This is a genomic window from Lentibacillus sp. Marseille-P4043 (assembly GCF_900258515.1).
Taxonomy (GTDB): domain Bacteria; phylum Bacillota; class Bacilli; order Bacillales; family Amphibacillaceae; genus Lentibacillus_C.
This window is the reverse complement of the sequence record NZ_LT984884.1, coordinates 126786-152605: the sequence shown is the minus strand read 5'-3', so window position 1 is coordinate 152605 and position 25820 is coordinate 126786. Positions and strand designations below refer to the sequence as shown.

Here is a 25820-nt window from a genome sequence, read left to right as displayed (position 1 = left end):
TAAGTAATAATGCCATATATAACAATCATTGTGGCATAATAGACCTAAACAAAAAGGAGTGATTTGCAATATGAGTATCAATTGGATGAATGAAGTGTTAAAAAGAAAGGAAGATTTTTTAAAGGATCTAAAAGGACTTTTGCAAATTAGAAGTGTATTGGACGAAGGGGCTGCTAAACCAGACGCTCCACTTGGACAAGGGGTTAAAGATGCCTTAGATTATATGTTGGATTTGGGAAAGAAAGATGGGTTTATCACCAAAAATGTTGGAGACTTAGCAGGTCATCTCGAAATGGGAGAAGGAGACGAGCTTTTTGGTATTTTAGGGCATGTTGATGTTGTGCCGGAGGGCGATGGCTGGAGCGTTGATCCGTATAGTGCAGTAATAAAGGATGGAAAAATTTATGCCCGTGGTTCAAGTGATGATAAAGGGCCAACGATTGCTGCATATTATGGTATGAAAATTGTTAAAGAGCTGGGACTTCCCCTGGAAAAAAGAGTTAGGCTGATTATTGGAACAGATGAAGAAAGTGATTGGAGAGGTGTCGATCATTATTTTGAAAAAGAAGAAATGCCAAGTGTAGGGTTTGTCCCAGATGCGGACTTTCCAATCATTTATGCGGAAAAAGGGATATCAGATTACGATATTGTTCAACCTGTCCATACTGAATCCGATGCAAAACTTCAATTGCGGTCGTTCCAATCCGGACGAAGGTATAATATGGTACCAGATTTTGCTGAAGTTCGCCTGAAATTACATAGTGGAGCCGAGGATATTATACAAAAGTATCAGGTATTTCTTAAAGAATCAGGATTAGATGGAGATGCCTCAGAAAATGAAGATGAACTCATTTTGACACTGGTTGGGGTTAGTGCCCATGGTGCAGAACCACGAAACGGGAAAAATGCTGGTATTTTTATGGCGCAATTTTTACAAGCGTTGGAGTTGGATGTTCAGGGGAAGAAATTCGTTGATACAGTTGCTTCATTTTTTAACCAATCCCGTGGAGAGATATTTGACATTGTTTATCAAGATGAGGTATCTGGAGATTTGACTATTAATGCCGGAATAATGAACTACAATAAGGAAACTGGCGGTCGGATTGGATTAAATATGCGCTATCCTGTTACATTTGATATTGATGAAGGAAAGGAAAAAATTCAAGCAGTGGTACAGGAAAATGAACTGCAACTGGAAAACTTCACCGATTCCAAGCCTGCTTATGTCAAAAAAGATGACCCGCTTATCCAAACATTACAAAGAGTATATGAAGAACAAACTGGGGAAAACGCAGAACTACTTGCTATCGGTGGCGGAACCTATGCACGTGCATTAGAACATGGGGTTGCCTTTGGTGCACTATTCCCGGGACGTGAAGATGTGATGCACCAAAAAGATGAATATGCTATTGTGGAGGATTTATTAAAAGCAACGGCGATTTACGCACAAGCTATTTATGAATTGGCAAAAGCGGATCTTTAAAGTGATGTCATTTTCATTTTAGTTTCTAAATTCACTCAAAAGGTTTAAAATAGTGAAAAAAAGGGGGAGCAATATGAAATATGTAGATACTTGGGATTTAGAAAGCATTTTTCCTGGAGGTACAAAATCAGCGGAATTACAGGCTAAACTGAAAGCGATTCAAGAGGAAATCCAGGCATATCAACATTTGTTGAACGAATGGGATTTTAGCACAGATCAATCTGCAATAACCTTTAAAACTATTTTGCAAAAACAAGAAGCAATTGGTAAAGGGTTAGGTCAATCCGCCACATTTGTGCAAATGTGTCATGATGCATACATGAATGATGAACATGCCAATGTAGTGATGGGACAAGTGATGGATTTATATAGCGAAGTGCAAAAGCTTTCGAATACTTTTACCAAAAAACTTGTGGCGATTTCGGATAACGATTGGCAAAATCTTTTGGAAGATGAAGCGTTAAAGGAAACTTCTTTTGTTTTAAATGAAATGCGTGATCAAGGAAAACGGCTTTTATCTGAAGAGGAAGAAAAGCTCATCGCTGAATTAAATAAAGATGGTTTATCTGCATGGAGCAGTTTATATGATTCCGTTGTCTCGATTATGACGATTCCATTCACAGATAAAGATGGAAAAGAAACAGAATTGTCAGTTGGTCAAGCTATGAACCGGATGTATACGGATCCAGACCCGGAAGTACGCAAAACACTGTTTGGAAATTGGGAAGCAGCATGGACGAAATATGCACCAATTTTTGCCGATACCATCAATCATTTGGATGGTTATCGGATTACGTTGCAAGAGGCACATGACCGCAAGAATTATTTGGACGAACCATTGGAATATAATCGTATGTCTAAAGAAACGCTTGATGCGATGTGGTCAGCAGTTGCCGCTAATAAACAGCCTTTCATTGACTTTTTGAATCAAAAGGCTGACCTATTCGGTATGGAAAAACTGGGCTGGCAAGACGTGGATGCTCCGGTAGCATTAGGTGATGAGAAACCGACCCGATTTACATATGATGAAGCATGTGACTTTGTGATTGACCATTTCGCTTCCTTTGGTTCAAAGCTTTCAGGTTTTGCCAAACATGCGCTTGAAAATCGTTGGGTAGAGGCAGAGGATCGTCCAAACAAACGACCAGGTGGGTATTGTACAGGACTTCCAGAATTTGAGGAATCACGAATTTTTATGACATTCACTGGTACGCCAAACGATACTAGCACACTAGCCCATGAACTTGGTCATGCGTTTCATAGTCATGTTATGAAGGATTTACCTTATATAAATCAAGGGTATGCCATGAATGTAGCGGAAACGGCAAGTACATTTGCAGAAACAATTATCGGGAATGCAACGGTAGAAAATGCAAAAAACGCTGGGGAAAAAATTGCCTTATTAAATTCCAAATTGGAAAATGCTACGGCAATGTTTTTAAACATTCATGCACGATTTTTATTTGAAAATGCCTTCTATAAGGAACGAACAGAAGGGATTGTTTCGGAAAAAAGGCTGAATGAATTAATGGTTCAAGCACAAAAGGATGCATACAACGATAGTTTATCCAGCTATCATCCGCATTTCTGGTGCAGCAAATTACACTTCTTTATTGATGAAGTGCCGTTCTACAACTTCCCTTATACGTTTGGTTATTTGTTTAGCTTAGGAATTTATGCCGAATACTTAAAACACCCAGAAGGCTTTGAAGAAAAGTACATTGCTCTATTAAAAGATACAGGTTCTATGAAAGTAGAAAATTTAGCAGAAAAACATTTAGGTGTTGATGTAACCAAACAAGATTTCTGGGCAGCAGGAATTCAATTAATGGCAAAAGATGTGGATGAATTTATTCGTTTGACAAATGAAGTAGGTAAAAACTAAAGAATAGGAATGGTGCTTGTCGGCATTAGGGACAAGCACTATTTTTTATGGCTTTTTACCAAGTATTTGCGATGGATTTGCCTTATTAGTGTGGCATGGATAATATATGTGTTGTTTAATAGATCAATGATTATTTTTCAATAGAAGGTTTGAAGCTCACATCTACTGAAATAGGGACATTGTGGGGAGAATATATAAATGGAACAGCCGTTGATAAGCGGGACGTGGGGACAGGTTAGGTGTCCCGCGCGGCAAGCTTGCCACTATGCCAATTCAGCCTGGGACAAGAAACCTGTCCCCGCGTCCCATATATCCAATTTTGGAAAAAAACTCTATAATCGACAAAAATCGACAAAATGTTTATAATGATATAGTAATATATGAGCATGAGTTTAGTCCTATGTTTATAAAAATTGAAAAAGGTAAACTTATCGAAAGGTAAGGACACAAAGCTACGAGTCTAAAATCCCTATGGATAATGATAGTCGGGTTGCCAGTATTATGTGAAGGATTATTTGGTTATCCCTGTCTACATATGGGATAGTCTTTTTTTATGCTCTTACGAAAAAACCATACAAACTGCAACAACGAAATGTAGCGGATTATAGGAAAAAAGGAGGATTAGAGATGATAGTTGTAGATAAAAAGAAATATAAAATGGCGGTAAATGAACCCGTCAAGGAAGTACATGTACAGGTGCATGGATTGATGAGAGAGGAAGATGTAGAAGGTTATATGACAGATTTACAGGATACAATTAATAAAGTATCAAGACAAAATTATACATTTGTTGTCGATGCAACTTACCAAACGCCGGTTCCATCAAAAGTGGTACCACAGTTGGAAGAAACGATGCAATTTTATTCCACCTTGGGTTTTAAGGATGTCCTTGTAGTAAATCCTTCATCTAAGATTGCTCAAGTGCAAATTAGGAATGTACTTGAAAGAATAGATTTCTCAGGTACAATTGTCGATGATGTACCTCGTTCTGTGTAATGTTAGGTTTCTAATTAGGAATTTTTAAATGTGAAAGGAAGTTAATAAGTGCAAACAACATTAGAGTTATATACATACGAAATTATAACGAAGGAACAAACAGATTTAATTCAGAGAGCAGCTGAGTGTCTAGCACGTTCATTTGTTGGAGTGGATGTTTCAGGCAAATGGGTACAGGAACCGATGGTAGGTCAGTTAAATATAAATTATGAAGATTTCTTCGAGTTTACCAAGGATTATTTAAACACTATAGTTGATCAGGGATACTGCGCAGTCGCTCAAGATAGTAATAATGAGGTTGTCGGTGTCTTTGCCGGTGATACAAATGCGCCAGAGATTATCGGGGAAGATGTATTTGAAGGTTCTTTTTATGATATGAATGTTATTGTGCATGCTTTGGAAGATGTGGATAAACGCTTCTTGGAGGATTATAAAGAACGAAACGGAAAAGAACTTAATGACGGAGAGATATTCCACCTATTCATGATAGGGGTAACAGCTGAACATAACCGTCACGAAATTATTCAGCAATTAGGAAATAGACTGATAACAAAGGCATCTTCGCAAGGGTTGAAGGCTGTTTTGGTTGAAGCGACAAATCCGAAATCGATACGTGTTTTGGAAAAGTATCATAATATGAAGAAATACACAGATGTTGAAGGAAATTATATTGTTCATAAATATCAAGATAATAGTAGGTTGAATGATATTCCTTTAAATACAGCCGATGGAACTTATGTATTGATTAGGGAACTTTAAGATTTTCATTATAGATCGAATCAAATAATAAAAAAGCAGGGGATTTATTAATCATGGAAGCCATAATGTTAGTTATTATTGTTATCTTATTGGGGACAACAGTGTATTTTGCTTATCAATATTTTTCACTGAAGCATCAACCCCATATAAATAAAGAAATCTTAAATGGAATGAGAGAAATATCGGCAGGTAATATCGGTAGTAAAGTTGATGAAAAAAGCGCCGATCATACTGTATTTAATCAACTAATCGAATTCTTTGGCCATGTAAGGGAGAAGTTTCATTCATTTTCAACAAGTGTTCATAAAAAAGGAGAAAATCTTGCTGAAGTCGGTGAATACGCAACCGAGAAAGCCGATATTGTAAGAGCAGCAATCGATGAGGTAGGTAGAGGATTAAAGAAACAATTAGTAGCTACAGAAGAAAGTACAATGTCTATGGAAGAAATGACACAGTCTATCGAAGATCTTTCGGTGAGGTCAAATCAAATTTCGGAACAATCGAATACTACCTTAGAATTGACGCAAGAAGGAAATGTAAAGCTAAAAGATTCTTTGGAGAAAATGGGGCAGTTTAATCAAACGGTAAATACAACATTTGGTGCAATAAATAAACTTGGAGAAAGTTCTCACGAAATCGATACGATTGTAAAAGTGATTACAGGGATTTCAGAACAAATCAATCTATTGGCATTGAATGCGACAATAGAAGCAGCACGTGCAGGTGAGCACGGTAAAGGCTTTGCGGTTGTTGCCGACGAGGTACGAAAATTGGCTGAACAATCTCGTCAGTCTTCTTCTGAAGTATCAGATATTGTAAAGAATATACAAGGAGAAACGGAAATAGTAGTTAATTCGATGCAACAGGGAATAGAAGAATTTAAAGATGCAAATACGACCGTTGAAGAGATTGGAACTATGTTTGAAAAGATTCTATCTGCTACAAAGATTATTGCTGAAAACAATGCAAATTCTTCTGCAAGTACAGAAGAATTATCTTCTGCTTCTCAGCAGATAATGGCATCAATGGTAGAGATAACTTCTATCTCTCAGGAATCTGTTGAAATGTTCGAGGAACTTGTAGAAATTAGTGATGATGAGCTAGATACAATACAAAAATTAGTTCAGGAAGCAAAGAGCCTTTCAGAATTAAGAAATGACGTCAACAATATACTATTAGATGGTGCTGGAACAGAGGAAGCTTAAGATGGATCAAGCGGTGGAAGATAAGATCAGTCGAACAGCATAAAGATCGTTGATATAGATAAGAATGCTTCTCATAAGTTGATCAAACTTGTGAGAAGCTTTCATTTGTAACTTTATAGGTGTGAAAATCATTTTTTATAAAAATCTTTCAAAAACAGCAGTTGTTGTAGAAGGAATGGTATTCAATCGGAAAGGGAGTAGTAATGTCACAACAAGAGCAATGGAGATCAAAAATAGGATTTATTTTAGCAGCAGCTGGTTCGGCGATAGGGCTTGGGGCTATTTGGAAATTCCCTTATGTTGCCGGAACTGGTGGTGGGGGAGCTTTCTTATTCATATTTTTAGCTTTCACACTAGTTTTGGGAATGCCCTTATTATTAGGAGAATTTATGATAGGAAGAATGGGCCAAAGTGATCCTGTACAAACATATGGCAAACTAGCATCAAAGAAGTGGAATATTATAGGGAAACTCGGTGTCTTTACAAGCTTTGTACTTCTATCGTTTTACAGTGTTGTAGGTGGATGGATCATTTTATACATTGTTAAAACTTTGAGCGGCGAATTAAATGGATTGACGCAGGATCAGTATGGGGAGCTATTTGGCAAAATTATTTCTAACCCGTTTTCCGTGATTGCGGCCCAGCTTGTTTTTATGCTCATCACAATTCTTGTCGTTTCTCAAGGTATTCAAAAAGGTATTGAATCAGCAAGTAAAGTCATGATGCCAGCCTTAGTTTTTTTATTTTTGATATTAGTGATTCGTTCCTTGAGCCTAGATGGTGCGATTGAAGGTGTGAAATTTCTGCTAGTACCAGATTTTTCAAAGTTGACTTCTGAGAGTATCTTATTTGCACTTGGACAAGCATTCTTTACGCTGTCATTAGGTGTTTCGGTAATGCTTACATATGCTTCTTATTTACCTAAGACGCAAAATCTACCTCGGTCAGCAATTTCTATCATTATCTTAAATATTGTCATTGCTTTATTGGCAGGATTAGCCATTTTCCCAGGGGTTTTTTCATTTGGGATTGAACCGGATGCTGGACCTGTTTTAATATTCGCTGTTTTACCGGCCGTGTTTGAACAAATGCCTTATGGAATGCTATTCTTTTTGGCGTTTTTAATATTATTTTTATTTGCTGCTTTCACTTCAGCATTTTCTATGATTCAAATTATTGTGGCGGCAGTTACTAAAAATGATCCGAGTAAACGCAAGAAAAGTACTTGGGTGATTGGTATTCTTATATTTATTGTTGGGGTCCCAGCCTGTCTTTCGTACGGTGTATTAGCAAATGTCCAGTTCTTTAATAAGACGATTTTTGATTTGATGGATTATGCAGTCAGTAATATTTTAATGCCTTTAGGTGCCTTATTAATTTCAATTTTTGTATCCTGGAAAATTTCAAAAGAAGATTTGTTTAACGAATTAAAACAAGGATCGAATATAGGATACGTATTCTTTTACATCTGTTATTTTCTTTTAAAATACATCGTTCCAATCGCTATCATCATTGTTTTCTTAGATGCAGCAGGGCTATCTGACTGGATTCTAAGTTTCTTTAAATAAAACTACTTTTAGTACAGACATCAAGGAGGTCAAATAATGAAGGAAATACAAAAATTGTTTCCTAGTATGGATGGGAATGACTTTCAAAGAGAGGAATTATTGTCCTACTTTAAGACGATTTTAACGAAAATAGATGAATTAAAGGATCCTAACAAACTAACGTTAGGGGACATGCCTGAGTATACGGAGGATTACTATAATCGCATTATTCAAAAGGCAGACGTTCCGAAAACGGGTATTTCTATGGAAAAAGTGATTCAAAAGCTTCTAAAATTGGTAGAAGGGCAAAGGTATGTCAATAGAAACTATGTAGCCAATGCAGCCCCCCTCATAACTGATATCTAGTTAAGAAGTTGCAATTGGATATTAATTGAAACAAAGGCAGTGGTCTTATCAATAAAAAAATCCTTCAATAAGTTTCTTCCATAAAAGGTGCTTTCGTGGAAGACCAAACGCCTAATTCCTCATAAAATTAGAGGGTTTAGGCTTTTTAGGTTATGGCGGAACAAAAGGTTTATATTAAGATGGGCCTCAAACTTTCCTTTATATACGAATTGGAAATTAACAGCAATGTATCTGCTCCTCTGTCTCCAATCATTTCCTCTTACTTAAAATTTCTTTGCACTTTTTATTTAATAATATTAAAATGTATAATGGTCAAGATTTACTTTAGTTTGATAAAAAGTACTTAAGCTTGGGATAAGTAAAAATGAAGCAGGGACATCTTTGCTTTTTATTTTGGGGACAAGGGTTTGACCTGGAGTCCCATAATGAGAGGTTTTGAATATGATAGATAATTTTTGGCGTGATTTACCACGACCGTTTTTTGTACTGGCACCAATGGAAGATGTGACAAATGTTATTTTTCGCCATGTAGTAAGTGAAGCAGCCAGACCTGATGTGTTTTTTACAGAATTTACAAACACAGAAAGTTATTGTCACCCAGAGGGAATCTATAGTGTACGTGGGCGATTGACTTTTACAGAAGATGAACAACCAATGGTGGCCCATATCTGGGGGGATAAGCCAGAATACTTTCGGGAAATGAGTACTGGTTTGGCGAAACTAGGGTTCAAGGGTGTGGATATCAATATGGGTTGCCCTGCACCTAACGTGGCACCCAAAGGGAAGGGATGCGGCCTTATCCGTCGTCCAGAAGTTGCAGCAGATATTATCCAAGCAGCAAAAGCAGGAGGATTGCCTGTAAGTGTGAAGACAAGGCTAGGTTACACGGATGTTGACGAATGGCGTGACTGGCTAACACATTTATTGCAACAAGACATTGTTAATCTTTCCATTCATCTTCGTACAAAAAAGGAAATGAGCAAAGTAGATGCACATTGGGAGCTGATTCCGGAGATTAAGAAACTTCGTGACCATGTGGCACCAGATACACTTTTGACGATCAATGGAGATATTCCTGACCGTCAAACTGGCTTAGAACTCGCTCATCAATATGGTGTTGATGGGGTTATGATTGGGCGTGGTGTTTTTAAAAATCCATTTGCCTTTGAAAAACAACCGAAAGACCATAACAGTAAGGAATTGCTTGATCTCTTAAGATTGCAACTTGATCTTCATGATAAATATTCAAAAGAATTCGAGCCACGTCCATTCAGGCCTCTACGTCGCTTTTTTAAGATATATGTCCGTGACTTTCGAGGGGCAAGTGAATTAAGAAATCGATTGATGAGCACAGAGTCAACAGATGAAGTGCGTGCATTGCTTGATAACTTTGAGTGAAGAAATGTTGATGGATAAGGGGACGGGGAAGTGTCCCAATTCAAGGTAAAAGCGAAGTGGCACGTTAAACCTGTTCTCCTTCTCCGCCTTTTTCGTGTCCGGTTCTTGAGGGATATGTGACCAGGAGCTGGAACTAGAGTTTCTATGGAATAAGGTATAAATTTCATGAACAAAATGTATAAAGGTTTATTGATAAAAAATCTGTTTCCCAAATCCCAAAACAGATGGGATTTGGGAAACCTATATCATTCCGTATCCGAAAACCCTTTAAAAGTATTCATCTCTTTTGAAAGGGTATTTTTCATTTTATCACCACATTGTCTGCTGCAGGTCGTAAATAAACCGTCTTGTCCGTTTTTCTTGGCTTCGGAATCGGCTGTGGTAACGATCATTGGCAGTGGTGGGACGTGGGGACAGGTTAGGTGTCCCACCCGCTAACCTTGCCACTACGCCTATACAGCCTGGGACAAGAAACCTGTCCCCGTGTCCCATTCTCCCGTGTCCCATTCAAAAGGAGGGATTTCAATACTTTTCTAGAATCTAATTATTATAGAAGGGGTGAAAGTATCGATGATGCACGTATCGAAAGAAGAAGATGTTACTTGTGTGAAAATGGATATTATGCTGGGCGGTAAGAAGGCAAATACCGTATATGCTTTTTTGGTAGATGGGATGTTAGTGGATACAGGGCCCCAAAGCCTTGAAGCTGAATTAACTCCTTTTTATGATAAGCACTCATTTGATTTCGTAGCTCTTACGCATAGCCATGAGGATCATACTGGAACAGCCCCATGGATTCAAGAAAATCGGGAAGTTCCTATTTATGTTCATCAAAAAGGAATTGAAATTTGTGCGGAAAAATATAACTATCCCAAATACCGGCAAATATTTTGGGGAAAAAGAGAAGGATTTGAAGCTTCGCCGCTTGGGGATACGATTCAATCTGCAAACAATGAGTGGAAGGTAATATATACACCAGGTCATGCAGATGATCATGTTTCCTTTTTTAATGAAGAAACAGGTACATTATTTTCCGGGGACCTATTTGTTGCACCGAAAACAAAAGTAATTATGAACAGTGAATCCATTCCAACGATTATGGAATCCATTCGAGCGGTACTGAATTATGATGTTGGATCGATGTTTTGCTGTCATGCTGGATACATAAAGAACGGGAAAAGTATGCTGAAACAAAAATTGGATTACCTTGAGAATCTTAGCGGAGAAGTGAAATATTTGTATAATAGCAGGCTATCTATAACTGAAATCAGAGAGAAGATTTTCCCTAAAAAGTATTCAATTATTTCAAGATCTGGCGGGGAATGGGACTCATTGCATATTATTACCTCTATTCTTTCGGATGAAATTTAGAAGCTACGATTTGAAATGGTGATGATAAAGTAGAGGCCAATATCCAACTCTATTAGGATATTAGCCTTTGCTGAAGGTTCTATCTCAAATGAGGTAGGAGATTAAAATAAGATAACGGGAACACTTGTTTGTGATATCGGGATCTGCTATAATTAGATTAGAAATACTCCTCAGTAAGTCCTCATAAACATAAAGGGCGTGTTCATATGGCGTTAACTGAACTACACTATGAAAATTCCACTGTATACACTGCAAGTAACGTACGAGAAGATTTTCCAAATTATAATAAACACAAACAAGAAGCAAAAGAGAATACAAGAACAAAGCTACTAAAACGAGTACCACTTGAACGGTTGATGGATTTGAAAATTGACTATGCTTTCAAACAGCTTTTTGGAAATGAAAGAAATAAGGATATAACTGTTGTGTTACTGAATGCCATTCTTCAGAAAACGGATAGAGGCCGAATTAAGGATGTTGCATTTATGAATACAGAATCTGGCAGGGAATATGTTGATGATAAACTTTCTAGATTGGATTTGCTTGTTATTACAGATGCTGAAGAAAGGATTAATGTAGAGATTCAATTTACGGATAAATATGATATGGTTAAGCGCTCAATATATTATTGGTCCAGGATTTATGACAATATTTTGAAGAAGAATATGGACTACAAAGAGTTGCGACCGGTTATTTCAATAAACATTCTTAATTTTGATGTGTTTAGTCAAACAGAACGATTGCATACCACATATCATTTGTACGAAGATGAGGATAAATACAAATTGACAGATATAATGGAATTTCATTTTATTGAAATGACTAAGTTAATAAGGGATTGGAAAGATGATAAACTTGATCCATGGAACGATGCGCTGGCAAGGTGGCTCTTGATGCTTGGCATGGTTGACCACAGGAATAGGAAGGTTTATGACGATATATTTAATGAGCTGGAGGAGATTTCCATGAAGGATAAATCACTACGTTCAGCATTTCAAAACTGGGAAGAGTTAAGTATGGAAGAAGAACAACGTCTTGCTTATGAATCAAGGTTGAAGCAAGTGTTGGACGAAGAGGCGTATCAACGTAATAAGGAATTATTCGCACAGGAGAAAGAGATGTTTGCTGCGGAAAAGAACGATTTTATAGAGAAGAAAAAGAAATTTACAGAGAAGGAGGAAGAACTTACGGAGGAGAAAAAAGTGTTTACGCAGGAGAAGGAAATATTCATACAGAAAAAGAAGATATTTGCGCAAGAGAAAGAATTAATAACACTAGAGAAGGAGCTATTGAATCAAGAGAGGGAACTATTGAGGCAGGAAAGGGAACAACCAGATAGGGAACTTGATCAGGAGAAAAAGGATTTTGAACAAAGAAAAGAAGGAATAGAGCATAAAAAAAGAGATTTAGAGCAACAGAAAAAAAGCCTTACGCGGCTAGAAAATATTAAAAATCAGCAGCTTGATAGGTAAATAAAATTGGCAAAAAAATGAACAGCTTTTATCACTTTTGTGAAAAAGCTGTTCATTTTTTTAAACTAAGCTTGGGATTTGATTCGCATTTTTGGCCAGTTTTGCTGATTGTTGCGGGATAAGGGACCTGTCTCCATGTCCCCATGTAGTTGAATAATTTCGAAGCGGATGTAAATGATATCAGTGAAGAAAAAGATTTTTTTGGAGGGTCATGATGGCAAACAAATTCACAAATATGTTTCAGTCCGCAACAAAGATCATAGAGTCATTAACGGATAATAGTCAGATGCCACTTCATGTAGGTGAGACAATGGCATGCTGGACATACCTTGCCTTTGTGGGTGGAATTGTTACATATGAACAGGTTGGTCTTAACACCGTAACAGATCCTAAACTACAAGAAATGATCCAGGAGGCATTAAAAATTGCTAAATCTCATAAAAAGCAACTGTCCGATTTCATGAGGAATGAAGGGGTTACGTTACCGACTTTGCCTGAAGATAAGCCTATGTCTGAGTCAAGCTCCATACCATTAGGTGCGAAGTTAACAGAAGATGAAATAATTAATACTTTACTTATAAATTTTGTTACCGCTGCAGATATGTGTGCAGCATCAGCAAGCCAAAGCCTTCGAACGGATGTTGGTTTAATGTTTGTCAAATTCCAAATGGATAAATTGTCCCTTGGGTATCAAGCAAGAGATTTAATGCAAAAGAAAGGATGGCTTAAAATCCCGCCCTACTATCACCCGCCCGGAGCACCAAACTAAATAAGTTAGAGAAAGGGGAATTAAGTGGAGATAGCAGGGACAAGGAAAGATGTCTCATTTTATGGTTTAAAAGGACAAAGGCACGGGGACAGTTATTCTGCCCCGTCCTCGTTAGCCTTCTAAGAAGTCTGATTTCATAAAGGTTGGGTTTGGATAGGTGTAGAATCCTTCTCCTGTTGCCCTACCTAGTTTTCCTTTATCGATGTATTCTGTTTTCAATAACTCAGCTAATTTTTTATAGTCTTGATCACCTGTTGCTTCGGCTTTTGCGAGTGTAATGTTATACGCCGTGGTGATTCCTACAACGTCTAAAATAGCAAATGGGCCTTGGGGTGCTCCTGTTGCGACCATCCATGTTTTATCGATTGTTTCGACATCAGAAACCTCTTTTAATAAAAGCATCTGAGCAGCATCTAAGAGAGGAACTAATAAAGAATTTAAAATATAGCCCGGTTGTTCTTTATATAATGGTAAAGCGACCATTCCAATGGCTTTGGCAAATTCGATTACTTCATCAAATACGTTCATGTCCGTACCCGGGTGTTTCATAATTTCTGCTGTATTGTTTTTCCAAATTTCGTTAGCGAAGTGTAGGGCTAAGAATTTTTTTGGCCGGCCTGTCGCTTCGGCAAATTGGCTTGGTAATAATGTAGAAGAATTTGATGCAAAAATTGTTTTTTCAGGAGATACCTTCCCTAATTCCTTGTAAAAGTCCGTTTTGATTTGGACAACTTCAGGAATTGCTTCAATCACAAGGTCTGCATCTTGAACTGCTTTTGATAAATTAGAGTTGAATGAAATACGATTGTACGCAGTGTCGACATCTTCCTTAGTAGCGCCTAAATCTTCTTGATAATTTTGTTTCAGTTTCATAATTCTTTCTTTTGCACTAGCTAATGCTTCATCATTAATGTCGTATACAAAGACATGGAATCCTTTAAAAGCAATTTGATACGCAATTTGACTACCTAATACACCACTACCAGCAACAGTGATATTTTTAAAATTCATAGCAATTCTCCTTTTTTAACCCTTTACTATAAAGTATCTACCATTTTTATTATTTCACTCGGTCTCACTAGTGTCAATTTCGGAGTGCTGATGGGATGGCGGTAGAGGAGAAGGGAGCATTTTTCGGTTAGTTTTGACAGCTTTTGCGGGACAAGGAACCTGTCCTCATGTCCCATTATGATATGGTATAATGACATCAATAATATGTATGCGACGGTGTGGTTTAGGGAGTGTTAATCGGGAGAAATTTAACGCCTGATTGACCCCGGTCATGTGCAGAAGAGATTGGGCAGAGATAGTTGTATAAATATCTCCACAGTAAAGTCGGAAAAACAAAAAATCGCTAAACGAGGAGGATTTAGCATGGAAAATGACGTATGGAAAGAAGTATTGGATGTAATAAGTGACCGCATTAGTAAGCCAACTTTTGAGACTTGGTTTAAGCCAAGCAAATTAAAAATAGAACAAACAAGCTGGTTAATTATTACCTCAAATGAATTTGCAAAAGATTGGCTGGAAATGAGATATATTTCTTTAGTGAAGGATGCAATTTATGAGGTTACGAAAAAAATGCCAGAAGTGGTGTTTACTGCAGAAGAAGAGGATATGGCTCTTTCATATTCAGATCGTAAAATAGATCATATTTTAGCTCAGATTAATAATTTAAGTCTGATAGAGAAAGAAAATTTGTTTGATGTATTAAAGAAATATTTCCTCTTATCACACGACGAAGCGGAATTTCACCTGGGTCGCGAATCTCAATTTGAACGTAATAACCAACTAAATATAGGATACGAGCTTGATCGGATAGATCGTTTAGAATCCGAAGTGGAACAAATAAAAAATCAACTTCTTAGATTAAACAATTAAGACTATAACTCTTTATGAAGCATTATTTTTGAATAATTCACATTGATATTTCCCACATTTGGTCCCTTTGGATTGAATGTTTTTTCTTTTTTAGAGGATGTTTAAAATGTTACCAAACGAGAGGCTGCAAATTCCTTCATTGGTTTTCTTTCTCCTGGGACAAGGGACCTGTCCCCACGTCTCACTTGTGTTGCTGATGGGTGAGCATTAGAATGGAGTCATTGGAATTTTTGATCGAGACCACGGTATACCTACAACATTTTAACCAAAGAGGGATTACATAATATGGAACAACATGCATCGAATACAACCAAACAAATCATGCCAACGCTTCTTACTGCTGTCATTGGTGGTGTGATTTTTACGTTACTCCATATTCCGGTTCCCTGGCTTCTAGGACCAATGATTGCTGTTTTAATTGGAACAAATGCGATGAAACGAGATTATGTTTGGCCTAGTTCTATTCGTAATGCAGGCATGATCATTGTTGGATATACGATCGGATTGTCCATGACGTCTACTGCTTTGCATAAAATGGCACTTCAATTACCATCTATGCTATTTATGACTGTATTGCTGTTGCTGCTTTGTTCGGGGATTGCTTATATTGTTTCTAGGCTTTCTGATAGTGATTATGGTACATCATTGTTAGGTAGTATTCCTGGTGGGCTTACACAGGTGATTATGCTGGCTGAAGAAACGAAAGGGATTAACCTAGCTGTCGTTACGGTTACACAAGTTTGTCGTTTAATGATTATTATCATAGTTATGCCATTGCTAGTCTCCATCCCCATGTTTGGGCAAGGCGGGGCAACTACAGATGCCTCAATTCCTGCGTCAACATCAGCAAATTGGGCGGGCTTATACCCTAATATTTTTATATTTGCATTGGTAAGTATTGTGTTCGCACTTGTCGGTACCAAAATAAAATTTCCAACAGCCTACTTACTTGGACCAATTATTGGCACAAGTATCCTTCAATTATCTGGCATGGAAGGGCCGCATTTGCCACCGATGCTGATCGATGCCGCTCAGCTGATGATCGGGACCCATGTAGGGTTGATGCTCAAAACGGATCAACTGCAGAGAAAGTTGAGGACAATTAGTCTTGCGCTTGGAAGTGGCATTATGCTTGTGATTGGTTCCGTCGCATTAAGCATAATCCTTACAGAGCTTCACCCTATATCAAAAGCGACGTCGCTATTAAGTATGGCCCCTGGAGGGATGGATCAGATGGGGATTATCGCCCATGAGATCCATGCGGACTTATCTATTGTATCGGGCTATCAGCTATTTAGAACCTTCTTTATTTATTTCGCAGTACCGCCTTTATTTAAATTGATGTACAAAATGATGAATAGAAAGAAAGTGCGACAGAAAAGTTGAAATACATGATAAATCAGCCTACGCAACAGCAATATTATGTTTCTGAACAAAAGGTTTCTCCTACACGGAAACCTTTTGTTCATTTTTAGTTGTGTTTCAAGAAATCATTTAAAGCTGAACGATTCTTCTCTAAATCCAACTTAAGTACTGCACTATTGTATCCGCTTATCATGACACTGGCATCCATATATCCATCATCGACAGGTATTCTAAATGATTCAACACTAATGTCAGCTGAAATAAAGCTTGTAGCTGCGGATAATATAAGTTTCTTTTCTACGTTGTGTCAATATACGGCTGAATTGTCCCAGCCTCGGTGTATGGATTCCCCATTAATCTTTACTGTTTCTTAAGACGTTCTATTAAAATAATTCTCCAGTCCCTCTTTTATTGCTAGGGCCACATGATTTTGATAGTCTTCTGATTGTATCATTTTCAAATTATCGGGATTTGTCATGAAACCTAGCTCTATCAAAGTAGCCGGATTGTCATTTTCTCGCAGAACAAGATAATCCGATTTCCTAATTCCGCGATCATGCATATCTATTTGCTTCATAATCGAAGAATGAAGATTATTTGCCAGACCCTTACTCACTTCATCATCATAATAGTGCGTACTGATGCCATTAACAGCGGAATCTTTAAATGCATTAAAATGGATACTAATAAATGCATCAACCTCATCTGAATTACTAATACCGACACGCTTATCAAGGGAAATAAAATTATCTTGCAATCTAGTTAGAGTAACAGTTGCTCCTGCATTCTGTAATTGGTTTGCGACAGTGTTTGCGGTTTTCAACGTTATGTTCTTTTCGTAAACATCACCATTTACAACAGCCCCTGAATCTTTTCCGCCATGGCCAGCATCAACTACAATGTTGTATCCATCTAATGGTTGATCAGTAGATTGTGTAATAGTGATAGAGTTTTTTGATAGTTTATATTTCTTTTGTTCCGCTATCTTTTTCTTTTTAACCTCTTCCTCAACTTGAATATCAGCTTCCTTAGGGAAAGAATGCCAATATTTTACTGATCCTTCTTTTCGTTTACCCTGGTCCTTTTCTTCTTTTGTTTCCTTTTTTGTTTCTTGTTCTGTGAGTGACTCTTTCGCTTCTGTTTTTGTTTCGTCTGTAGCTTCATTTTCAGAAGCCGCCGTCTTTTCCTTATCTAAATTTGTATTTGCACCTGTTTCTGTATCTTTATTCTTGTGTTCGGTTGCTTGTTCAGTTTGTGGTTCATCATTGATTAATGTTAAAAAGTGCGAGGCTACCCAAACAGGCTCTCCTGTATAGAAGGTTTTAACCCATCCATCCTGTTCCTCAAAAACCATGACTTTATCTCCTTCAACAAGATTGCCAACGATCTTCGCCTCATCTGAAGGATCGGTTCGCATATTTAATTGCGATGTATCCACCTTATATAATTGTTCACTATCAGCTTGGACGATTGAAGCTGAACCAAAAATGAATAAACCAACCATAATCAATGTTGCCGTAATAACTTTGCCATTCCTTATCATCCGTCGTCACCTTCTATTCCTACTAAATTAGTAAACTAGTAAAATAGCATGTCCAAGAGAAGTAAGGTTTAAACATAGTTAGGCAATATATTTTTGTAGAATTGGAAATTGGTAGGGTTGGTCTGGGGGTGATAAATTATTTTTAAGGAGTTTACGTGTATTCTAGATGCTTAGTGCTTCTAAAATGTTGTTTTATCTCATTTGAATAATAAACTTTTAGAAAATAGACTTCTATAAAAATTATTGATAACTACTTATGGTATGCCACTATAATTCCGATATATAATGTAGAAGTATTTTTTTTCAAAAGCAAAAGAGATTTTAAATAACAACAAGAAAATGAGGTGTATAAAAATGAAAAATCTATTTCAATTTAATAGCTTGAAGAAGAAAATATTGTTTGGATTTTCTTTCGTTCTTCTATTAATTATCCTTTTGGGAGTTTATAATTTTCTTGCAATCAAAGAATTGAATAGTAATACAAATGAGATCGTCGAGGAACAACAGCCACTATTAATTTTGGACGAAAAAATAACATTAAACATCGCACAACGAACATCGTTAATACGTGGTTATTTGTTATATGGTGATCAGGAGCTGAAAAAAGAATTTCAAGCTCGTACGGATGATGGAATCGAACTACAGGAGAAAGTAATTAAACTTAGCAATTCAGAAAAAGTTAAGGAGCTAGTTCAGAAAAAGATACAATGGGGAGAAACAATCAACAAAGTTATCAAAGAATATGATAATGGTAATGAAGAATCGGCAATGGAAATGATGGCTACAAATGTAAAACCATTAGCAGATGAATTAACGGATGGTTTTGCTGAAATGGCTACAATGAGGGAAGATAAAATCACAAATACCGGGGAGGATCTCCAATCATATGGAAAAGCCTCGCTAATTGTGGATATCATTGTGTCAGTTGTTGTTTTAGCAATAGCAATCATTGTGTCACTTGTTATTGCTCGGGTGATATCAACCCCGATTGTGGCGATTATGCAGCGTATGAAATCTGTTGCTAGTGGTGATTTTAGTCACGAACCATTAGAGAAAAAATCAAACGATGAGATTGGCCAATTAGTAGAAGCCGTAAATGAAATGAATCATAACTCAAGAGAGCTGCTTATGGAGATACACACTGTTTCCGGAACATTATCTAGTCATAGTGAAGAATTAACACAAGCAGCTGATGAAGTGAAATCCGGGACACAACAAGTTGCTGCAACGATGGAAGAATTAGCAACAGGTTCTGAAACGCAGTCTAATCATGCAAGTGAATTGGCATCTATTATGGGATCATTTACTACTAAGGTTGAAGAAGCAAATGCAAACGGGGAACGTGTGCAAAAACATTCAACGGATATGTTAGGAATGGCAGATCAAGGTACACAACTAATGGATTCATCTACCACGCAAATGACTAAAATTGATCAAATTGTTCGTACAGCTGTTGAGAAAATGAATGTCTTAGACAATCAGGCGCAAGAAATATCTAAATTAGTCCAGGTGATAAAAGATATCGCGGATCAGACAAATCTGCTTGCACTAAACGCAGCGATTGAAGCAGCCAGAGCCGGCGAGCATGGAAAAGGGTTTGCCGTTGTTGCCGATGAGGTAAGAAAGCTTGCTGAACAAGTATCAACTTCGGTAAATGATATTACAGGAATTGTCTCTACTATACAAAATGAGTCAGGAGTTGTTGCTGAATCGTTAAAAGAAGGATATTCAGAAGTAGAGCAAGGGACATTGCAAATTAAAACTACTAGTGATACTTTTTATAAAATCAGTACATCAATAAAGGAAATGGTCCAAAATATTAGAACAGTATCGGCTAACTTATCTGACATTGCAGCAAATAGTCAGGAAATGAATGGATCAATTGAAGAGATTGCCTCCGTCTCGGAAGAATCAGCAGCAGGTGTTGAACAAACGGCTGCATCGAGCCAACAAGCAAGTGGATCGATGGAAGAAGTTGCAGGAAGTTCACAACATCTTGCAAAATTGGCAGAAGAACTGAATAAATTGGTCGGAAAGTTTAAGCTTTAAGTTTTTATCGGAAAGAGTTAAAAAGGTGAGAGACTAAAGGTGGCCCATTCACTTTAGTCTCTCGCCTTATATAAAAAGTTAAGTTGCTGAATAAACTGAGTGTGGCTGGGAGGGATAAATTACTCTTTTTCCCATTCTACATCATGTTCATCAGCCAATTTGTTCAGTTTACTTCGGTAGTTACGCAGATGCCGTTTTGCCTCATCAAGCATTCCATTGGCTTCCTCTATTATGCTTGCATCTTGTTCCTCCAATGCCATCGTAATCTTAACAAATGCGTTGTATTGAATGTCGGCACCTTCAATGTATATTTCATGTATTTCACTTAACTCGTCTGTTTCTACACTTACGTAATTTAGTTCCTTGATAAATTCATTGTAATTAGGGATAACATCATCAACTAATGCGGCATACATCGTTTCATCATCCGAATAATTGACTCCGGAAACATTATTATAAGCAGATATAGCAGTATCCTCCAGTTCAAAGGCAGTGTTCATTTCATGGTTAACATAGCGAAGCAAATCATCTTTTACAGGGTCACTGAAACATCCGACGAGTAGGAATATAATGGGGAGTATGCCGATTAACGCTTTTTTCAAATAATTTCACCTCCATACATCACCATATGATGCAGTGGAAGTCCAACATTACGGGAAAGTTTCTATAAAATCGGTAATTTGTAAATGGTGCGCAATTCTGGTGAAACCATTCTAGTTGGTTATCCGTAGCTATAAAAGAGCAAAATAGGAAGGAGACGGTATAATGGAAAGATGGGAATATATTGTAGAGCCATGGAAATATGCAATTACCGGCGTTGACAGTCCTGAGCTAGAAGAAAAACTAAATTCCCTTGGCCAGGAAGGATGGGAGTTGATTAATATCATTCCTCAAGTAGGTGGTATGGGAAATACAGTTTCGGTAGATTTTAATCATCTGGTGTTTAAAAGAAAAATCGAGTAATGTCTACAAAATATTAGCACCTTTGAACGTAAACAAGGGAACTTGACTTTCAAATATATTGCGACTATTTTTTCTAGTTCAACTTACTTAAATTATAACGTTAAAACCATTATAATAGGTGTATCACTTATATTATTTAAGGTGAATTCCACTGTTAAAGGGAGATATTGAATGAACAAAGCGGATACACCTTCTTCACAGAAGACGAATGAATTACCGAATGAACACAATTCCTTTGTTTCTGATCTTAAGGAACTTTTTAAGGCAATTGTTTTAATTTCTAATGTATTACCTGTTTTTACAGGTTTTTGGCTGGCCCTTTATTTTACCGATTCTGCCTTTGCGGATTATTGGGGAGTATTTTTATTGACGATTGTGGGGAGCACGTTCGTTATGGCTGGTGCACTTATCCTGAATAATTGGTATGATGTTGATATTGATACGGTTATGGCTAGAACGAAAAAACGGCCGACGGTAACTGGGAACTTTTCATTACGTATTGTGTTGGTAATGGGAATTGCCCTTTCTGTCATTGGTTTGATTCTCTTACTATTTACAACAATTGAAGCAGCCATTTACGCATTTGTGGGCTGGTTTGTGTATGTGATTCTGTATACAATGTGGTCAAAACGAAAATATACGTTGAACACTGTAATTGGAAGTGTTTCTGGAGCGGTTACACCTTTAATTGGGTGGGCAGCGATTGAACCAGCTTATCATGTCGTTCCAATTGTCTTATTTTTTATTTTGTTTATCTGGCAAATTCCACATACATTCTCAATAGCAATCAAAAAATATGATGAATATAAAGCGGCTGAAGTAGCGATGCTTCCGGTCGTATATGGATTTGCATTTACCAAGCGACAAATGATTGTCTATATTGCTTGTTTATTGCCACTGCCATTTTTATTAGCATCACTCGGTACAACCTTTATGGTGATTGCTACCATACTAAATATTGGCTGGCTCGTTTTAGGATTCCAAGGCTTTTCAGCGAAAGATGATTGGGAATGGGCCCATAAAAACTTTATTTATTCATTAAGTTATTTAACCATACTATTTGTGATGATGGTCGTTGTAACATTGCCGGTATTTAATTGAATAGCTACTAGAGGATGTTAACTTTCTCCTCTAGTAGCTTGGTACTAACGACAATCAATATTTGTCGTTTGAATTGTTATCGGGCGTTTCCTTTTCATCGTTTTTTAGTTTGTTAACGTGGTAAGGGTTTTTCTGACTATTAACATCTGCTCGCACACCCATTTGTACACCTGTTGGGTCATTTGTAACGGTATCACGCTTGCCGTCAAAATGAGGAGAAGCTTCTCCTCCGATATTTCTCGTTTGTCTTGGCATAGATATCATCGTCCTTTCACTTATAGAATGACGATAATGTTAGAAAATATGTACCATGTCTACAAATGATTGCACAATGCGTTTTGGGTTAATGATACAAATGAAAGGAGAGATAGGATGGTTACCATTAAAAAAGGTGAGGGAAAATTTTTTGTAGGTGAAAATGAGGATGATCCGTTGGCAATTATCACCTTTAAGCAGACTGGTGATAATCAATTAACGGTTGATCATACGTATGTATCAGACGAGCTACGTGGTGAAGGTGTTGCTGGGGAACTTGTAGAAAAAGTCGTTACATATGCGAGAGAAGAAGGGAAGAAGATTATTCCTGAATGCTCGTATGCTAAGAGTAAGATTGAAAAAACACCGGAATATCATGATGTATTAAGCGAAGAGTAGTGAAACAAATGATAAATCAACACTCAAAGCTTAAGCATGTTATTTATTCGTATTGAATGCAAAATCCACGTTTACCGACGTGGATTTTTTTCTTGTGTTGCATGATAAGTTAAATGATCTGTTCTAACGATAGAAACGTATTAACCCGTTTTATACATGTTTCACTACTTTCTGTGGAGCTTGTCCATTAATTTTGATTTTCAGCGCAGTCCAATCTAAATTCCTGATTTGATCAGTCAGTATAAACCCCTCAAAAATTAAATCATCGGGTAATGGAACTTCATAGCCCATCCCCTAACAGTATTCGTTACAGGTGACATATGGAAATACGCTGATGACGGGTACAGCAGGCAAGACATGCGGGTAGTCACATTGCATGCTTTTCTAATATAATAGAAAGAGAGGTTGTAAAGAGAGGTACGTTTTATGCAAAACATAATGAAAATCGCATATGAGGGAATAATGATCCTGCTCGTTATGCTGACAATCATTACACTTTGGACAGATAGTGCATATAATTCAACGATAAATTGGATCATTTGGATTGTGTTTTTTGTCGACTTTTTTGTTCGTTTGGTAACTTCCAAGAAAAAGTGGACGTTTATAAAACAAAATCCATTTCTTGTTATTGCTATTATTCCGTTTGATCAATTTTTTCAGGTAGCTAGAATTGTCCGCGTGATCCATTTGTTTCGAATTAAGACGATAACCAAGTACTATGTTTTCCCCTATTTAGAAAAAATCACCTATCAATCTATGATATGGATCGTCTCGCTAATTGTTGCTTTTTTAGTTGCTGAATCTGTGCTTATTTGGCAATTTGAAAGTTCAATTCCAACTTACGCTGATGCATGGGGCGTTCTTTTGAGTCATTTAATGTTTGTAGGTCATCAACTATTTGTGATTGAAAACCCAGTTGTCATATGGGCCTTGACAGGGACATCGATTCTGGGGATTATAATCCAAGGATTGGCACTGCAATGGGTGTTCACTAAAATAGAATCAATTGTAAAAAATATCAGCAAGAAAAGAGCCATAAGTCGAGAATGACAAGAAAGGCTCTTTTTCCAATTCCTATCTTATTACGAATTTTTCCCTTATAATAAACTAAACAAAGGAAGAAAGGATCAAGCACCGTGTACCTTACAATAAAAGAAACAGCAGAATATTTGTCCATCGATGAATCAAAAATAAGAGCATTGGTACTGCAAAATCGCATACGCACATTGTATGATGGGGAACAATATCTTATAAATAAAGAACAATTCACTACATATTTTGACCAGGTGGAGAAATACAAGAAGATGATCGAGGAGTATCTCAGTGAACCGATCCCTGAAGATATTGATGTGAAGGACGAGGATTAGACAAATGAAGGAGTATTTAAATCGATGAAACGAAAACATAATCATCCTAACAAGGGTCAGAAAAAGTCAGTTGACTATAAAGTTGAGGAACCATCTGAATTACTGCCTTTTTTATTAAAGGTAATGGCAAATCGAAGTCGCAATTCCGTTAAATCAATTCTTACACGTGGCCAGGTAACAGTTGATGATCACATGGAGACCAAACACAATTATTCTCTACAGCCCGGACAAACGGTTACTGTTTTGAAAAATAAAGCAGCTGTGAAAGAGAGTCAGTTAATTGGAATGTCTATTTTGTACGAGGATGACGACATTATTGTCATTAATAAAGATGCTGGGTTGCTCTCAATCGCAACGCAAAAGGAAAAGCATCGAACAGCACATCATCAGCTAATGGAACATGTACGCCTGGAAAATCCGCAAAATCGTGTTTTTGTCGTCCACCGTTTGGACAAGGATACATCTGGTGTCATGCTGTTTGCCAAAAGTGAAAAGATGAAGCGAACACTGCAAGATGCTTGGAAAGAAAAAGTAAAGGAGCGGACCTATGTTGCCCTTGTTGAAGGCGAAGTCAAACAGCAAAATGGTTACGTATCTTCATGGTTACGGGAAAGCAGCACTCATTTGATGTATTCAAATCAAACTAAAAACGACGGGAAATACGCGAAAACACATTATAAAGTTATTCAAGCGAATAAAAACTTTTCATTATTGGAAATTCAACTTGAAACAGGCCGAAAAAACCAAATTCGTGTCCATATGCAGGATCTAGGAAATCCCGTTGTTGGTGATAAAAAATATGGTTCAACAGGTAATCCAATTGGCAGATTGGGTCTCCATGCTAAAGTGTTGATGTTTACCCATCCTAAGACAGGAAAATTATTACGGTTTGAAGCAGCAGTGCCGAAATCGTTTTTAACGAAATCAAAATAGGTGGTTTATCCTAAAGGGTAGGTGTTATTTTTGCTTCTTTTGCAATGCACGAAAAAACTCGCAGATGAATTGAAGATAAAGACGTCTAAGGATGATTTAGTTGATAATGATCCATTATACTCATGGCATGCACATATTTTTTTATACAAACGTAAAAAGTTCAGTCTAGTAATGAATAATAAAACAAGGTATAACTTTATTATCGGCAGTTTAAGGAAAAAGGAATTCAGCCAATTTGGATCGGTTGTAAAAACTGGGATACAGGAGAACTTATTGGCGGATGGGTTCGACAAACATGTGGTAGAGTCCTATCTGAACAAATGTGATTCGATCAAATATGCTCCAACGAGTAAACGGAACATTATTTCACAAATAAATGAGATGATTATGGTCGCAAAGCAATATGTGGAATATAAAGGATTAAATGGTATGGAAGAGCATGTCAATCAAATTAATCGTTCGAATAATGATTTTGTGATGTTGACGTTACCAGATACCTACCCACTTGTTGCTATGACGAAGGCTCTAGCGGGATTAAAAAGCGAGTAACGTTTGGTCTGAAGTTACTCGCTTTTGTTATATTATTCTATGTTTGGTAATGGTGCACTTTCCACTATATTTACCACTATCGTCAGTGCACCTTCACGTGTCCACAAAATGGCTCTATAAGCGAGACGAGCACAGCTCCTATTCGACAACTGTGCCCGTTTGTG

25 protein-coding genes and 1 riboswitch are annotated in these 25820 nt (G+C 37.2%); of the genes, 21 read left to right on the top strand and 4 right to left on the bottom strand.

Features of this window, described 5'->3' with window-relative positions; all coding sequences use genetic code 11:
• Positions 1–70 precede the first annotated feature (70 nt).
• From pepV to C8270_RS00705, 11 genes are all read left to right on the top strand, one after another.
• Positions 71–1483, top strand: coding sequence for a dipeptidase PepV (gene pepV, locus C8270_RS00760; RefSeq protein WP_106494659.1), 1413 nt, complete (start codon positions 71–73; stop codon positions 1481–1483).
• Positions 1484–1556: 73 nt separating this feature from the next.
• On the top strand, positions 1557–3368 hold the full coding sequence (locus C8270_RS00755; protein ID WP_106494658.1) for a M3 family oligoendopeptidase: 1812 nt from the start codon (positions 1557–1559) through the stop codon (positions 3366–3368).
• Between the two features lie 411 nt (positions 3369–3779).
• A riboswitch (cyclic di-GMP riboswitch) is annotated at positions 3780–3866 on the top strand.
• A 129-nt stretch (positions 3867–3995) separates the two neighbouring features.
• Positions 3996–4364 carry a hypothetical protein gene (locus C8270_RS00750; RefSeq protein WP_106494657.1) on the top strand — a complete coding sequence of 123 codons (369 nt, stop codon included), beginning with the start codon at positions 3996–3998 and terminating at the stop codon, positions 4362–4364.
• A 48-nt stretch (positions 4365–4412) separates the two neighbouring features.
• The gene (locus C8270_RS00745) at positions 4413–5123 is read left to right on the top strand and encodes a hypothetical protein (RefSeq protein ID WP_106494656.1); all 711 of its coding nucleotides are present in this window, start codon (positions 4413–4415) and stop codon (positions 5121–5123) included.
• A gap of 53 nt (positions 5124–5176) precedes the next feature.
• The gene (locus C8270_RS00740) at positions 5177–6328 is read left to right on the top strand and encodes a methyl-accepting chemotaxis protein (RefSeq protein WP_106494655.1); all 1152 of its coding nucleotides are present in this window, start codon (positions 5177–5179) and stop codon (positions 6326–6328) included.
• A gap of 203 nt (positions 6329–6531) precedes the next feature.
• Positions 6532–7896 (top strand): sodium-dependent transporter, encoded by a 1365-nt coding sequence (locus C8270_RS00735; RefSeq protein ID WP_106494654.1) that lies wholly within the window; start codon positions 6532–6534, stop codon positions 7894–7896.
• A 36-nt stretch (positions 7897–7932) separates the two neighbouring features.
• Positions 7933–8241, top strand: coding sequence for a hypothetical protein (locus C8270_RS00730; RefSeq protein WP_234028442.1), 309 nt, complete (start codon positions 7933–7935; stop codon positions 8239–8241).
• A gap of 441 nt (positions 8242–8682) precedes the next feature.
• A complete protein-coding gene (locus tag C8270_RS00725) occupies positions 8683–9639 on the top strand; it encodes a tRNA dihydrouridine synthase (protein ID WP_106494653.1) in 957 nt (318 codons plus the stop codon).
• Between the two features lie 570 nt (positions 9640–10209).
• Positions 10210–11010: an MBL fold metallo-hydrolase gene (locus C8270_RS00715; protein ID WP_106494651.1), complete on the top strand. Its 801-nt coding sequence runs from the start codon at positions 10210–10212 to the stop codon at positions 11008–11010.
• Positions 11011–11216: 206 nt separating this feature from the next.
• Positions 11217–12482 (top strand): Rpn family recombination-promoting nuclease/putative transposase, encoded by a 1266-nt coding sequence (locus tag C8270_RS00710; protein WP_106494650.1) that lies wholly within the window; start codon positions 11217–11219, stop codon positions 12480–12482.
• Positions 12483–12696: 214 nt separating this feature from the next.
• On the top strand, positions 12697–13251 hold the full coding sequence (locus C8270_RS00705; protein WP_158701546.1) for a DUF3231 family protein: 555 nt from the start codon (positions 12697–12699) through the stop codon (positions 13249–13251).
• 111 nt (positions 13252–13362) lie between these two features.
• Here C8270_RS00705 and C8270_RS00700 read toward each other — a convergent pair whose 3' ends face one another.
• Positions 13363–14262: a 3-hydroxyacyl-CoA dehydrogenase gene (locus tag C8270_RS00700; protein ID WP_106494648.1), complete on the bottom strand. Its 900-nt coding sequence runs from the start codon at positions 14260–14262 to the stop codon at positions 13363–13365.
• Between the two features lie 363 nt (positions 14263–14625).
• Between C8270_RS00700 and C8270_RS00695 the strand changes: the two genes are divergently transcribed.
• Positions 14626–15132: a DnaA N-terminal domain-containing protein gene (locus C8270_RS00695; protein ID WP_106494647.1), complete on the top strand. Its 507-nt coding sequence runs from the start codon at positions 14626–14628 to the stop codon at positions 15130–15132.
• 285 nt (positions 15133–15417) lie between these two features.
• Positions 15418–16518: an AbrB family transcriptional regulator gene (locus C8270_RS00690; RefSeq protein ID WP_106494646.1), complete on the top strand. Its 1101-nt coding sequence runs from the start codon at positions 15418–15420 to the stop codon at positions 16516–16518.
• Between the two features lie 349 nt (positions 16519–16867).
• Here C8270_RS00690 and C8270_RS00685 read toward each other — a convergent pair whose 3' ends face one another.
• Positions 16868–18040, bottom strand: coding sequence for an N-acetylmuramoyl-L-alanine amidase (locus C8270_RS00685; protein ID WP_106494645.1), 1173 nt, complete (start codon positions 18038–18040; stop codon positions 16868–16870).
• Between the two features lie 354 nt (positions 18041–18394).
• Here C8270_RS00685 and C8270_RS00680 point away from each other — a divergent pair, with 354 nt between their 5' ends.
• Complete coding sequence (locus tag C8270_RS00680; RefSeq protein ID WP_106494644.1) at positions 18395–20089, top strand: methyl-accepting chemotaxis protein; 1695 nt, start codon at positions 18395–18397, stop codon at positions 20087–20089.
• A 119-nt stretch (positions 20090–20208) separates the two neighbouring features.
• Here C8270_RS00680 and C8270_RS00675 read toward each other — a convergent pair whose 3' ends face one another.
• The gene (locus C8270_RS00675) at positions 20209–20691 is read right to left on the bottom strand and encodes a hypothetical protein (RefSeq protein ID WP_106494643.1); all 483 of its coding nucleotides are present in this window, start codon (positions 20689–20691) and stop codon (positions 20209–20211) included.
• Positions 20692–20854: 163 nt separating this feature from the next.
• Between C8270_RS00675 and C8270_RS00670 the strand changes: the two genes are divergently transcribed.
• Both C8270_RS00670 and cyoE read left to right on the top strand, forming a co-directional pair.
• The gene (locus tag C8270_RS00670; protein WP_106494642.1) at positions 20855–21052 is read left to right on the top strand and encodes a DUF4177 domain-containing protein; all 198 of its coding nucleotides are present in this window, start codon (positions 20855–20857) and stop codon (positions 21050–21052) included.
• Positions 21053–21223: 171 nt separating this feature from the next.
• Positions 21224–22153, top strand: coding sequence for a heme o synthase (cyoE, locus tag C8270_RS00665; RefSeq protein WP_106494641.1), 930 nt, complete (start codon positions 21224–21226; stop codon positions 22151–22153).
• Positions 22154–22207: 54 nt separating this feature from the next.
• Here the strand turns inward: cyoE and C8270_RS00660 are convergent, their stop codons facing one another.
• A complete protein-coding gene (locus C8270_RS00660; protein WP_106494640.1) occupies positions 22208–22408 on the bottom strand; it encodes a hypothetical protein in 201 nt (66 codons plus the stop codon).
• Positions 22409–22525: 117 nt separating this feature from the next.
• Between C8270_RS00660 and C8270_RS00655 the strand changes: the two genes are divergently transcribed.
• From C8270_RS00655 to C8270_RS00635, 5 genes are all read left to right on the top strand, one after another.
• A complete protein-coding gene (locus C8270_RS00655; protein ID WP_106494639.1) occupies positions 22526–22807 on the top strand; it encodes a GNAT family N-acetyltransferase in 282 nt (93 codons plus the stop codon).
• Positions 22808–23233: 426 nt separating this feature from the next.
• On the top strand, positions 23234–23857 hold the full coding sequence (locus C8270_RS00650) for a transporter (RefSeq protein ID WP_106494638.1): 624 nt from the start codon (positions 23234–23236) through the stop codon (positions 23855–23857).
• A gap of 86 nt (positions 23858–23943) precedes the next feature.
• Entirely contained in the window at positions 23944–24174 is a 231-nt protein-coding gene (locus C8270_RS00645; protein ID WP_106494637.1) for an excisionase family DNA-binding protein, read from the top strand.
• Positions 24175–24198: 24 nt separating this feature from the next.
• A complete protein-coding gene (locus C8270_RS00640) occupies positions 24199–25107 on the top strand; it encodes an RluA family pseudouridine synthase (protein ID WP_106494636.1) in 909 nt (302 codons plus the stop codon).
• A 21-nt stretch (positions 25108–25128) separates the two neighbouring features.
• Entirely contained in the window at positions 25129–25656 is a 528-nt protein-coding gene (locus C8270_RS00635) for a DUF6933 domain-containing protein (protein ID WP_106494635.1), read from the top strand.
• The last annotated feature ends 164 nt before the right edge of the window (positions 25657–25820 follow it).